Source organism: Thalassotalea nanhaiensis (assembly GCF_031583575.1).
Taxonomy (GTDB): domain Bacteria; phylum Pseudomonadota; class Gammaproteobacteria; order Enterobacterales; family Alteromonadaceae; genus Thalassotalea_A; species Thalassotalea_A nanhaiensis.
On the sequence record NZ_CP134146.1, the window covers coordinates 2396309 to 2409220 of the forward strand.

Genomic DNA, 12912 nt, shown 5'->3' on the forward strand with positions numbered 1-12912 from the left:
ATAAGAGATAAGTTATGTCACAAATTTTAGAATTATTAACAAACGCAGTTGGTATCGACATTGTTATTAGTGGTACAGATATGGACCGCGCTACAAGTTACTGGGACACAACACCTGCGCAAGCAATTGCTCTGGCTCGCCCTCGTACAACCGAGCAAGTTAGTCAAATACTAGCGATTTGTAATCAGCACGGTCATCCGGTGATCACTCAAGGTGGTTTAACTAACTGTGTTCACTCTGCAGAAGCTCAAAAAGAAGAAGTAATATTATCTTTGGAGCGTATGAATGAAATAGAATCAATTGATATTACTGGTGGTACTGCAACCGTTGGTGCAGGAGTTATTTTACAAACCCTACAAGAAGCCTGTCTTGAACAAGATATGTTATTCCCTTTAGATTTGGGCGCACGTGGTAGTTGTACAGTAGGTGGCAATGTTGCAACTAACGCTGGCGGTATTAACGTACTTAGATATGGTATGGCACGCCAATTGGTACTGGGCCTAGAAGCAGTTATGGCTGATGGAACAGTACTATCATCAATGAACCAAATGCTTAAAAACAACTCGGCTTATGATCTTAAACAACTATTTATTGGTACTGAAGGTACATTAGGGGTTATTACTCGCATCAATGTCAGAATATTTCCTAAACCAACAACCACCAATGCCGCAATGGTAGCTTTGCAAGACTTTGAATCTGTCACTAAGTTATTAAACCGTGCGCAACGCGATTTGGCTGGCAACCTTTCTGCCTTTGAAGTGATGTGGGGCGATCATTACCGCGCAGTAACGGTTGAAGGCGCCAACCGCTCACCAATGAGCCGTGATTACAAGTACTACATTATGATGGAAGCCGAAGGTGGCGATACAGCTAATGATGAAGCTGGATTTATGAGTTTATTAGAAAGTTGCTTTGAAGAAGAAATTATTATTGATGCAGTAATTCCAAAATCCGAATCAGAACGAGTAGAGCTATGGGATATTCGCGAAAATTTTGAAGCAATCTTAGAGCCAAAACCAATTTTCTTATATGACGTAAGCTTACCAATTGTTGAAATGGACAATTATATCAATGCAGTTGAGCAGCAACTGAAAGACAAATGGGATGACTGTGAATTTTATGTGTTAGGCCATATAGCCGATGGTAACCTGCACTTCTTCATTCGTCCTAATGACAAAGCCGATAAAACTGCAGAACAATTGCACATTGACAGTGATGAAATAGTTTATGGTCAACTACAAAGAGTGAACGGTGCGGTTTCTGCAGAACATGGCATTGGTATGGAAAAACGAGCCTGGTTAAAATATAGCCGTAGTGAAGAAGAAATAAAGTTAATGAAGCTGTTAAAACGTACCCTAGATGCGAATAACATTCTTAACCGCGGTCGTGTTTTAGGCGACGTGTAAATCTTGGATTTGGTTTGATAAAGTATTGCTCTACTACCTCGGAGGTTAGTTTACTAACTTTTGACAAGTTCATCATCAATACTTTTCAGTGTCTTGTTTATCACAGATAACACTTGCTCAAACTCTCCTTTTTTTTCATTCGCAATTCTAATTGCTGCAAAAAATCTATTCTTGAATACAGGGGTATAAACCAATTCAGGGTTAATTAACGTTGCAGACTTTAAATCAAGCACCTCAACAACCACAGGTGCAGTATGAAGCATCACCAAACGACCTTGTGTATGTTCGAGTCGCTCGGTAATTTCATAACTTCGCTCTATTTCTTGCAAGTTGGCGACAATAGATAAATTTTTAATATTCTTTATTTCACCACTAGAAATTAGGGTTTGGTAGACACTACTTTTTCGCCTAAAATCTCCATAATCGAGCAATTGACTAATTTTTGTGCCCAACTCTCCAGACTTCATAGGATCATTTTCTTCAATTAAACGTATGCCAATTAAGTAGGTTTTTATGCGTTTATCAATATTGGATAATTCAATTTCAATTAAGTTTTTATCTTCCATCAGTTGCAGTTTCATCGAACTATAATACTGAATTTCTACTTCTTTAAGTTGACGATGAACATTAAAATTGTTCACTTGTAATGCAATAAGAATACCCGTTACCACGAGTAACAACTCACCAATAGCGTAAAGCAAATACTTTCCAAATTTACCATCTCTAATAAGGAAGTTTCGGATAGCTTTTAGTTGTATTAACATTACAGATACCTTAACCAAGGAGGTGAATTCACTACTTACTACAAGCCTAGCAGCTCTATCATAAAGATGATTTTTTATTTGATCGGCAGCTCAGTAGTATCTTTTACTCGTTCAACAACAACACTTGAATTTACTTCTTGTACGCCAGGGATTTGCGATAATCGTCTAAAAAACAATTCATGATAAGACTCTACACTTGCCACATTCATTTTAACCAAAACATCGATACCACCCAATAAAATGTAACATTCCATCACCTCTTCATAAGAGGTGATTTTTTCTCTAAATGTTTCAACATTTTCTTTACCATGGGCCGACAGTTTTATGGTGGCAAAAACAGTTACTCCTAGCCCTAGCTTTTTAGCATTTAATAAATTCACGCATTTATCAATATAGCCATTATCTTGTAATTTCTTAATTCTGCGCCAACACGGGGGCGGGGTTAAACCTACTTGTTCTGCAATTTCTGCCGAAGATAAAGAACCATCCTGCTGCAAAAGTTGTAATATTTGTTTATCAACTCTATCAAGAGACATTATATTTCACCAATTACTAAATTTAAGTAATTATATATCAACATTTAACATTTTCATCATAATAATGAATAAATAAATACCGAAAAAATAAGTAACAATTTCCTCTCATCATTTGTTAAAACAATTAATTAAAGGAGTTGAAAAATGACGATAGAACAAGTTGTTATCGATTATTATCCAAAGGTAGATGCAAGCGACATTGACTGGGTGTTAAATATTTTCGCCGATGAAAGTTGTTATGTTCGCGCCGATGCAATCTATGCAACAAAACAAGAAATTACTGACTTTTATAATAACGATCGTAAAATATCAGGCAAACACAGTATTAAAAACTTAACCTTAAATAGTGAAAATGTTATTGCCGTTAACGGTGTGTTTAAAGGTGTTGGTGCTGATGGAGCTGCCAAAGACATCGGGTTTTCAGATTTTTGGACCTTTGACAAAAACGGAAAAGTAACACTACGAGAAACATACCTTGCCGCAGGTGCCAACTACGTAAAAGACTAAATTTTAATGGGGTCAGTACCGTTGTTCTTCTGATCCCTTATTACTATTTTTTATTTAACTTTCTATACTTTTTCGGTGTTAATCCTGTCCATATCTTAAATGCTCGAGCAAAATTGCTCGGGTTTTTATAGCCAAGTAATGTAGCAATATCAATAATAGAATCATTAGAATTCAATAATAAATCTTTAGCAATATCAAAACGCATTTGCTGGATAACCTCTTTAAAACTGGTGCCCTCTTTGGCTAAGCTTCGTTGAATTTTACGAAGTGATAAACCTACCCTTTCTGGTACATCTTTTAACTGTGGCAACTTCTCTTTTCCATAAGGTTTCAATGCCTGACAAAGGGTTAACTTAAACGTGGGAGGAATAATACTTTGTTGACTATTTTCTTCGATAAAGTGTTTAACCCTTTCGCTTAACTCACCTAATTTTTCTTTAGTAATAAAAAAACCGAGCGCTTTATTTTTATCGGCAATAGCAGCGTTGGGAAAATACTTATTAAACACTTTCTTTTTATCATCATGTTGTATGCTTATTAACGTCGGTTGCCATGCTTTCCCTAAAAACAACTGCACAAACTTCAGCATATCGGCAAATACCGTTTGTTGCATTGGTACTAGTCCAACATTTAAATAATCTTTGGTATACGCTAAGAACCAACTTCCTTTTTGTTGGTGAGATAATTTGAAAACGCCATGTGAAGACATGCTATCTAAATAATGTATCAACAGACAAATACCATCATGCGGATTATTGGCAATAGGCAGTATATCCTCGATAAAATTTTTCAGACTTGATAAACCCTTTAGATCAGAGATATGAAAACCCAACGCTTCATCTTCGCTGTAATCATAAGCAAGCTGCATCAATTTCCACCATGGATAGGTGGCTATAACCCTATGCTTTCCTTCGAGCATTTCTACCGGAAGCCCTGCTTGGTGTAATAAGTCATACACAGGCGCATTAATACTTTGTAAGTATCTAACAATAGGCATTGCCACTTGCGTATCAACTAAATGAATATATTTCATAATAAAATCAAAAAAGTAACTTATGTCGTCTACAATGTAAAAAAAAGTGTAATAACTTTTATTTGGCATCTAATGATGCTTTTTAAGCATAAATTAATTCTAGAATGGCTTCATTGAAATCGCTAGCAACAATATTTAATTTTTACACATTTAATATGTGCACAATCAAAAAGGTATTTTTATGAAACTTAAAGCAATCGTACTGGCAACATCTGCTATTTTATCTGGTGCTGTTATGGCCCATGATATCGGTCACGAACATGAGCACGTTAAAAATGGTTGGAACGCCGAAGCTGGTTTTGTCTCTGATGTTGATGTAGAAGCGAAGCTTTGGAGCCCTCGCGGTAAATCTCAAGCCGAAATCGATGAGCGTGCAGCGTATGTTGAAAAGTTTTTCGATGCAAGTCGCACTGAAGCTGAGCGAGCTGAAGATAAAGCCATCAAAGCCCGTTTTAAAGATGCTATCGTAATTAACTCACTAATGCCTTCAGGTATTGGCATTCAAGGCATCAAAGAAGATAAATTTGAAGAAGCGGTAAATAAAAACCGTGATAATCAAATTTCATTGATCTCAACATCAGTATGGGCCTTTGAAGGGGTTAACGATGTTTCTTTTCAAGATACCCTTACCCGTACTGATGCGGCAATAAAAGCGCTTGATATAGTAAAAGTTGATAATACTGAAGATATTCGCCAGGCGAAAGCCGATGGTAAAATGGCAATTATGTATAACTCTCAAGGCGCTGACTTTGTTATTGAAGATTTAGACAAAGTAAAATGGGCTAAAGATAGTGGCATCCGAGTAATGAACTTTACTTATAATAATGACAACGCACTAGCTGGTGGTGGTCAAAACACGGCTGATAATGGTGTTACCGAACTTGGTATCGAATTTATAAAACGGATGAATAAAGAAGGCGTGATTCTCGATTGTTCGCATTCATCTTCACAAACCTGTATTGATATGGCCAAACATTCATCTAAACCGGTTTTAGCAACACACTCTAATGCAAAAGCGCTATATGATACCGGCCGAAATATTACCGATGAGGCAATGAAAGCTATTGCCGCAACCGATGGCGCGGTATGTACTGTAGGGGTAGGGTTATTCCTCAACCCTGAAGGGACTGCCGAAGTTGAAGCTATTGCTGAGCATGTACAATATACAGCAGAGTTAATTGGTCGTGATCGTACTTGTTATGCATCTGATTACTCACATATGTATGCAGATTTCTTAAAAGCCTTTATCGGTGTTGTTGACAAGTACCCACCAGAGAAAGGTTTTGGCGCACCAATTCAAAATGCATCTGGTGGTGATATCTGGGGTGTAGCTCGAGTTCTAGAAGACAAATACAACTGGAAAGAAGACGATATTCGTGGATTCTTAGGTGAAAATCTAATGCGTGTATACAAAGCTAACTGGAAATAAACTAGCTAACAATCAAGGGTGCCTTTCGGCGCCCTTTTATCATTTTAAATTAATGAATCTCTCTATATTGCTTAGGTGACATGTTTGCCATTTTTTTGAACGCTCTGGAAAAATGCGAAGCATCTGTATAATCTAGTTGTTGTGATATATCGATGATCTTTGTATTAGATTGAGACAACTGTTTACGAGCAATATCAAATTTAACCTGATTTAAAATTTCTCGATAACTTACCTCTTCTTTTACTAAGCGACGCTGAATTTGTCGAAGCGATAAGCCAATTAACTCTGACAGTTTATTAATCGTTGGAAAGCCTAAACCAGCATATTGTGACAATACCTGATAAAGTTTTTTACTAAAGTTCACATTCAAATCACTATCTGCGAGCATGCTCGCTAAATTAAATCGTGCGTTGATACTACCTACGTGTGCTGTATTAATGAATATCCCTGTTTTGGCCTGTAATTCTGTCACCAAGGCTTGTGGAAAATACTTTCTAGTTTCACCACTGCTGTCTTGGTGTTGGATGGTTATTGCTTCAGGTTGCCAAGTATCACCCAAATAATAACGTACAAACCCGATCATATTCGCTAAAGACATTTGCTCTAAAGGTTTTAGTGCATCACTTTCTATCTCTACCCCTGTGCCATAAAACCATACGCCAGATTTTTGATAGGCCAAGTCATAAGTGGCATGAGTAGATAGGTGAGACATGAAACGTATTAACATGATCAAACCATCGTGCAAGGTCAAGCTTTTATCGCACACTGTTTTAAAAATAGGTTTCATTGATGCTAGTTTTATATCTTTAGCCATTCGATAGCCAAAATCGGGCCAATTTAACTGCTTTTGGCACAAATGAATAAACTGCCAATATTGATAATTGGCCACAGCTTTTATCGAACAGTCGGCATCAGCCAAATCAAATGGCAACCCAGACTCTCTCAACAATGCTGTTACATCTAGCTTTTGTAGCTTTACGTAACTAATTATTGGCAGTAGTGACTCAGCATTAATTAAATGTAACGTCTTCATTAAGTTGTAATTTCCATTAACAGTTTTTCAACAAAGCGGAATAAAATGGCCAGAAATAGAGATTTCATTACCCTAGACTAGTCGCAAATACTCAATGAGTAAATATTTATCAGGCAATCAAACTGCCCAATGAACTTATAGGATGTATCCATGAAACTTAAATCTATTGCACTAGCAACTCTTATCGCAACAACAGCCTCTGTATCAGCGGTTGAAATCTCAGACGACATCACTGCCCGTTACTGGAATGTTGAAGGTAAAACTAAAGCACAAATCAACGAGCGCGTTGCTTTTTTAATGAAAGCCGCTTTCCCACGTACTTCTCAAGAAAGAATGAGTGATTTAGCAGTACGTGCTAAATATAAAGACGCAATCGTTATGGATACCCTGACAACAGGTGCCGTTAACTTCCCTACCGGTTTAACAGCACCTCGTTATAATGAAATGATGAACTTCTCGTATGATTACGGTTACACCTATTTATCAACAACCCTTTCAAACGGCACCGATAAAGACTTCAATCAAACCATCGAACGTTTAAAAGAAACAGATGCAGCAAACCAGGCTGAGCGTCGTATTTTAGTTAAATCAGTAGATGACATTTACCAAGCAAAAGTTGAAGGCCGTGGCGCATATGATTATCACTTACAGGGCGCTGCACAGGTTGAAACAATGGAACAACTTGAGCAATTAAATGAACTTGGTTTAAACCGAGTAAACTTTGCTTACAACACTCGTAACCAGTACGCTGACGGCATTTCAACGAACATGACTGATGACGATCAAGGATTGTCAGATAAAGGTATTGCACTCGTTAAAAAAATGAATGAACTAGGTATTATCGTTGATTGTTCTCACTCTTCAGATCAAACATGTATTGATGCAGCGAAGGTATCAACTAAACCAGTAATTTTGTCACACACAAACCCTCGCGCATTAATGAATATCAGACGTAATGCCTCTGATGAAGCCATTGAAGCAGTTGCCGCATCTGGTGGCTTAGCCTGTAACAATATGGTTGGTGGTTTCTTAAATGATGATTTTGACGCATCACCTAAACGTGTAGCTGAATCAGTGCAATATGTGGCTGAATTGGTTGGTAAAGAACACACTTGTATGGGCGTAGATTACGTGCATAACATGGAAGATGCCTTGCATTGGATTGTACGTACACCTGAGAAATTCCCAGTAGAAGAAGGTTATGGCTCTATCTCGAGTGTTGGTGTACCTGCGGACATCTGGGCTGTTGTAGCAATTCTAGAAGAAAGATACGACTGGACTGAAACTGAAATCCGCGGATTTTTAGGCCTTAACTACATTCGTGTAATGAGTGAAGTAATGAATGAAAAAGGTGAAGTGTTCGTTAAAGCAAATCACAATCACTAATCTACCACAGTAAATTAAACTAAAACGGGAGCCTCAGGGCTCCTTTTTTTTATCTCAACATGGCTTCAATTAGAAAAATAAAATTTCGAGACTAAATGTCTAGTTTATTTACCACACTAGGCTACCTTTAACTTATAAGAAAATTTCTATTGTTCAATAACTTACAAGGTTGAGAAAATGACTATAGCCCCTAAATTTCAATTAACTTCTTTTGTTAAAGTATCTGTACTTGCCCTGCTTTCACTTGCTATTGCGGCTTGTAGCTCTACTGATGGAGGTAATGCTCCTGAAAGTTATGACATTGTCATTAATAATGGCCGGGTCATAGACCCTGAAACCAAATTTGACGGTATTCGTAATGTTGGAGTGAAGGATGGCCGTATAGTAACCATCACAGAAGATGCGATTACAGGCAATGATACAATAGATGCTACTGGCTTTGTCGTATCCCCAGGTTTTATCGATACTCATACCCACTCAAGTGTTAAATATAATATTAAAATGGCGATGATGGATGGCGTAACAACTGCTATGGATTATGAACTTGGTGGTATGAATATTGGCGCTTGGTATGATCAGGAAATGGGTCAATGGCCAATTAATTACGGTACTTGTGTATCACATGAACAAGCACGAATGATGGTTTTAGATAAACTGAATTTAACTGAACCAATCGATGCCAAAGATGCATTTACTTTACGCGCTAAATCTAAAGAAGACGGTATGGAATCATGGTCTGTTCAGGTCAGTACTAAAGCCGAGTTAGAAAACATCACTAAAATTTTGGATGAAAACCTACGCCAAGGCGCGCTATGTATAGGAACAACCGTAGGATACGCGGCAGTAGGAATTAGTAGTTATGAACTATTCGAAGTACAAAGAACTGCTGCTCGTTATGGTCGCCCTATCGGCTCTCATACTCGCTATCATGGCACAAACAAACCACCGCAAGAAGCAACTCTGGGTGCCGACGAGGTCATTTTAAATGCCATGATCCTTGATGCCCCTTTAGTGTATTCGCACAATAATGATTGGGGTTGGTGGGAAATAGAAGAAAAACTATCAATCGCTCGGGAGAAAGGCTACAACATGTGGGCGGAATATTACCCTTATGAAGCTGTATCGACAGCCATTGGCGCAGCACCTTTAGCACCAGAGATATTCATTAATGTATTGGGTTATAGCTACGAAGATGCGATGTATGATCCAACCCAAAGTAAGTTTTTATCGCAAGCTGAGTACGAGGACGTTTTGGCAAAAGACCCTGGCCGAACTGTTATCGTTTATAACCGTATGCGGACAGAATGGATGCCTGATTGGTTAACATTAGAGAACGTAACAATAGGCTCAGATGCAATGTGGTCAAATAATCCAGAAGATAATTGGGATACCGACCCAGCTAAATATGCTGGCCACCCAAGAACTTCAGGCTCACATACTACGATATTGCGCTTAGGCCGAGAACATAAGGTGTCATTAACGCAATCTATTTCACAACTGAGCTACTGGCCAGCTAAATTTCTTGGTAAAACAGGTCTGACATTTTTTGATGAACGTGGGCGCATACAAGAAGGCATGGTCGCTGATATCGTAATATTCGACCCTAAGACTGTTAAAGAAGGCTCAAGTTATGATGTAGGCCAAAATGGTTTACCGCCAATTGGTCTGCCGCACGTAATTGTAAATGGTAAGTTTGTAAAACGTGACAACCAGGCAATAAAAGAGATGGCCGGTTTACCGGTGCGCTACCCTGTAGAGGAAACAGGTCGATGGCAGCCAGTAAAAGCAAAACAAATTAAGTAATATTAAAACCTACATTACAAGGTCTGCATATGTAGGCCTTTTTGTTGATTTACTAAAAGGTAATTTACCCATGAACACTTATATTGATCTTACTCAACAACTGTTTAACCGTTAATTGTCATCATATATTTATTGTTATAAAAATGTGACATAAATCGTTAATTAACTCATATACATCAACTTATGACCTATTTACTGGGCTAAGTTTAATAAAAAAGACCATTTTTTTTATATTAATTTTTTTAATTTGCGTTAGTTATTATATAATCCCGTTAATTATTCTCCAGCCCTAAGGGTTAAAGGCATTTACATTGGCTAAACAACAGAGTTCAAATAAAAATAAAACGTCCTACGATTTTGATGCAATCATCATAGGTACCGGCCCTGGTGGTGAAGGCGCAGCAATGAAGCTCGCAAAACGAGATCAAACTGTTGCCGTTATTGAGCGTTATAAAAAAGTTGGTGGAGGCTGTACGCATTGGGGAACTATTCCTTCAAAAGCGCTACGTCAATCGGTTAGTCAACTGATCCAATTTAACTCAAACCCTTTATTTGCCAATAACGAAAAACCAAAGCATTTAACTTTTCCTGATATTTTAGGGCATGCTTCGTCGGTAATTGATAAGCAGGTTAATTTACGCTCTGGTTTTTATAACCGTAATCGAGTAACTAATTTTCACGGCCAAGCCGAATTTGTTGATGCAAACCATGTAAAGGTTACGTTAGAAGATGGCTCAACGGAAACCATCAGTGCTAGCAACATAATTATTGCTACAGGATCTCGTCCGTACCACCCTGACAACGTTGATTTTAGTCACCCAAGGGTATATGACTCTGACAGTATCCTTTCACTAAAGCATGATCCAAGACAGATCATTATCTATGGTGCAGGTGTCATTGGCAGCGAGTATGCCTCTATCTTTAGAGGGCTTGATGTTAAGGTCGATTTAATAAACACCCGCGATCGTTTATTGTCATTCCTTGATGATGAAATGTCAGATTCATTAAGTTATCACCTTTGGAATAATGGTGTAGTTATTCGTCATGGTGAACAAATTGAAAAAGTAGAAACAACCGATCATGCTGTAATTGTGCATTTAGAATCGGGTAAAAAAGTTAAAGCTGATTGTTTACTGTTTGCTAATGGTCGTACCGGTAATACTGCAGAACTAAATTTAGCCGCAGCAGGACTAACGGCAGATGGCCGTGGTCAAATTAAAGTCAATGGTGCGTATCAAACGGAAGTAGATAACGTTTACGCTGTAGGTGATGTTATTGGCTATCCTAGTTTAGCGAGTGCCGCCTACGATCAAGGCAGAATTGCTGCCAGTGCAATTATTCATAACGGCACTGCAAATAAATTAATTGCTGATATACCAACTGGAATTTATACCATCCCTGAGATCAGCTCTGTTGGTAAAACAGAATTAGAACTTACTGAAGCAAAAGTCCCTTATGAAGTAGGACGTGCGCAGTTTAAACACTTAGCTAGAGCACAAATTTCGAATAGTTTAGTTGGCTCTTTAAAAATATTGTTTCATCGTGAAACCAAAGAAATTCTGGGCATCCATTGTTTTGGTGAAAATGCCGCTGAAATCATTCACATTGGCCAAGCGATCATGCAGCAAAAAAATGGTGGCAATACCATTGATTACTTCATTGAAACAACATTCAACTACCCTACTATGGCTGAAGCATTCCGTGTTGCCGCGTTAAATGGCTTGAATCGCTTGTTTTAAAGCTTTCAAATAAACAGCAAAAAGCCCGAATATCGTTACGATATTCGGGCTTTTTTTAATGGTGCAACTGACTTTAAATTAACGCCAATTTGCTTTGTAAACTCTCATTAAGTTTTCGCCTAAGAACCCTATTATTTCCTGCTCAGTCCAACCGTATTTATCTTCTAATACAGGAACTACGCCCCAAACATCAGCAGGTTCAGCAATTTCTGTAGGGCTTCCGTAACCTAGCTCTGGTGGGAATGACTCGGGGTTACGTAAAACAAAGTCTAGCGCATTAACATAAACAATCGGGTCAACATAATCTGAGCCCCAACACGTATGCTTTGCTCCTACTAATTCTTTAACATAATTGATAGTTTTTGCTAAATCTTCAGGGCCAGCAAAACCTTGTTTGTTGTGGAAACCACCTAAGCCATTAGCACAAATTGCCCCACCTGTTTTTGCAACCGCTTTAATCACATCATCAGGTGAGTTTCGTGGTAAAGCATATGTACCATAAGCATTTGAGTGTGACAAAATAATAGGTTTTGTTGATGCAGCTGCTGCATCTAAACAGGTGCGGTTACTCGAATGAGTACAATCAACAATCATACCTACTCGGTTCATTTCAGCAACAAGGCGAATACCCGCTTTTGATAAACCGCCGTCTCTATCTGATGCAACACCACCACCATCTGACATATGATTACGCACGTTATAAGCAAAGTTCATCGAGCGCACCCCAAGTTTATAATAGGTTTCAACCATATTTAGGTTACCACCTAACGCGTTAGAGCCTTGAAAGTTAATATTAACCATAAACTTGCCACTTTTATGCGCTGCACGAATATCATCAACGGTTTCAACCACTTGATATTTATCAGAATTTTTATCCCAAAAGATACGGGCTTGCGCTATCCAGTCCATAATAATTAGTGGATCAAAGGTGTCATCAATCGCTGCGGTGTAAGAGACAAAATCAATGTTATTATCGCGAGATTTTCCAGCCATTGCCTCCCAATCTGCTGTTGATTGACCAACATAACCACCAGGAGTACCAGGAACTAGCTGATCAATTACGATTGCATCTTTATAACGCTCATGCACCGCTTTATCGGCAGCACGTTCGTCTCCAGGTCTCGCTTCAGTCATTTTCTGTAAATAAGCCTTTTTCTCTGCAACTTCAGCATCAGTAATAGCAATAGCACTTGTCGGGGCAAACGCTATAGTTGCTATAGCAGTTGATAGCGCAATTGCAATTATGTTTTTCTGCAAGTTCTTCATATAAACACCT

11 protein-coding genes are annotated in these 12912 nt (G+C 38.3%); 6 read left to right on the forward strand and 5 right to left on the reverse strand.

Features of this window, described 5'->3' with window-relative positions; all coding sequences use genetic code 11:
* Positions 1-14 precede the first annotated feature (14 nt).
* Complete coding sequence (locus RI845_RS10575; RefSeq protein ID WP_348386138.1) at positions 15-1406, forward strand: FAD-binding oxidoreductase; 1392 nt, start codon at positions 15-17, stop codon at positions 1404-1406.
* A 53-nt stretch (positions 1407-1459) separates the two neighbouring features.
* Here the strand turns inward: RI845_RS10575 and RI845_RS10580 are convergent, their stop codons facing one another.
* Positions 1460-2170 carry a DUF6090 family protein gene (locus tag RI845_RS10580; protein ID WP_348386139.1) on the reverse strand — a complete coding sequence of 237 codons (711 nt, stop codon included), beginning with the start codon at positions 2168-2170 and terminating at the stop codon, positions 1460-1462.
* 74 nt (positions 2171-2244) lie between these two features.
* Positions 2245-2706 carry an Lrp/AsnC family transcriptional regulator gene (locus tag RI845_RS10585; RefSeq protein ID WP_348386140.1) on the reverse strand — a complete coding sequence of 154 codons (462 nt, stop codon included), beginning with the start codon at positions 2704-2706 and terminating at the stop codon, positions 2245-2247.
* Positions 2707-2850: 144 nt separating this feature from the next.
* Here RI845_RS10585 and RI845_RS10590 point away from each other — a divergent pair, with 144 nt between their 5' ends.
* Complete coding sequence (locus tag RI845_RS10590; RefSeq protein ID WP_348386141.1) at positions 2851-3213, forward strand: nuclear transport factor 2-like protein; 363 nt, start codon at positions 2851-2853, stop codon at positions 3211-3213.
* A gap of 43 nt (positions 3214-3256) precedes the next feature.
* Here RI845_RS10590 and RI845_RS10595 read toward each other — a convergent pair whose 3' ends face one another.
* Positions 3257-4246, reverse strand: coding sequence for a helix-turn-helix domain-containing protein (locus tag RI845_RS10595; RefSeq protein ID WP_348386142.1), 990 nt, complete (start codon positions 4244-4246; stop codon positions 3257-3259).
* Between the two features lie 181 nt (positions 4247-4427).
* On the opposite strand from RI845_RS10595, the gene RI845_RS10600 reads away from it, so the two are divergent.
* Positions 4428-5675 carry a dipeptidase gene (locus RI845_RS10600; protein ID WP_348386143.1) on the forward strand — a complete coding sequence of 416 codons (1248 nt, stop codon included), beginning with the start codon at positions 4428-4430 and terminating at the stop codon, positions 5673-5675.
* A gap of 49 nt (positions 5676-5724) precedes the next feature.
* Here the strand turns inward: RI845_RS10600 and RI845_RS10605 are convergent, their stop codons facing one another.
* A complete protein-coding gene (locus RI845_RS10605; RefSeq protein ID WP_348386144.1) occupies positions 5725-6708 on the reverse strand; it encodes a helix-turn-helix domain-containing protein in 984 nt (327 codons plus the stop codon).
* Positions 6709-6858: 150 nt separating this feature from the next.
* Between RI845_RS10605 and RI845_RS10610 the strand changes: the two genes are divergently transcribed.
* From RI845_RS10610 to sthA, 3 genes are all read left to right on the forward strand, one after another.
* Entirely contained in the window at positions 6859-8094 is a 1236-nt protein-coding gene (locus RI845_RS10610; RefSeq protein ID WP_348386145.1) for a dipeptidase, read from the forward strand.
* A 177-nt stretch (positions 8095-8271) separates the two neighbouring features.
* A complete protein-coding gene (locus RI845_RS10615; RefSeq protein WP_348386146.1) occupies positions 8272-9897 on the forward strand; it encodes an amidohydrolase family protein in 1626 nt (541 codons plus the stop codon).
* Between the two features lie 311 nt (positions 9898-10208).
* Positions 10209-11636, forward strand: a complete 1428-nt coding sequence (sthA, locus tag RI845_RS10620) for a Si-specific NAD(P)(+) transhydrogenase (RefSeq protein WP_348386147.1) — start codon at positions 10209-10211, stop codon at positions 11634-11636.
* Positions 11637-11714: 78 nt separating this feature from the next.
* Here sthA and RI845_RS10625 read toward each other — a convergent pair whose 3' ends face one another.
* Positions 11715-12902 carry a dipeptidase gene (locus tag RI845_RS10625; RefSeq protein WP_348386148.1) on the reverse strand — a complete coding sequence of 396 codons (1188 nt, stop codon included), beginning with the start codon at positions 12900-12902 and terminating at the stop codon, positions 11715-11717.
* Positions 12903-12912: the final 10 nt, after the last annotated feature.

Coding starts and splice junctions, on each gene's coding strand:
- RI845_RS10575 (WP_348386138.1), top strand. CDS start 15: ATGTCACAAATTTTAGAATTATTAACAAACGCAGTTGGTATCGACATT.
- RI845_RS10580 (WP_348386139.1), bottom strand. CDS start 2,170: ATGTTAATACAACTAAAAGCTATCCGAAACTTCCTTATTAGAGATGGT.
- RI845_RS10585 (WP_348386140.1), bottom strand. CDS start 2,706: ATGTCTCTTGATAGAGTTGATAAACAAATATTACAACTTTTGCAGCAG.
- RI845_RS10590 (WP_348386141.1), top strand. CDS start 2,851: ATGACGATAGAACAAGTTGTTATCGATTATTATCCAAAGGTAGATGCA.
- RI845_RS10595 (WP_348386142.1), bottom strand. CDS start 4,246: ATGAAATATATTCATTTAGTTGATACGCAAGTGGCAATGCCTATTGTT.
- RI845_RS10600 (WP_348386143.1), top strand. CDS start 4,428: ATGAAACTTAAAGCAATCGTACTGGCAACATCTGCTATTTTATCTGGT.
- RI845_RS10605 (WP_348386144.1), bottom strand. CDS start 6,708: ATGAAGACGTTACATTTAATTAATGCTGAGTCACTACTGCCAATAATT.
- RI845_RS10610 (WP_348386145.1), top strand. CDS start 6,859: ATGAAACTTAAATCTATTGCACTAGCAACTCTTATCGCAACAACAGCC.
- RI845_RS10615 (WP_348386146.1), top strand. CDS start 8,272: ATGACTATAGCCCCTAAATTTCAATTAACTTCTTTTGTTAAAGTATCT.
- RI845_RS10625 (WP_348386148.1), bottom strand. CDS start 12,902: ATGAAGAACTTGCAGAAAAACATAATTGCAATTGCGCTATCAACTGCT.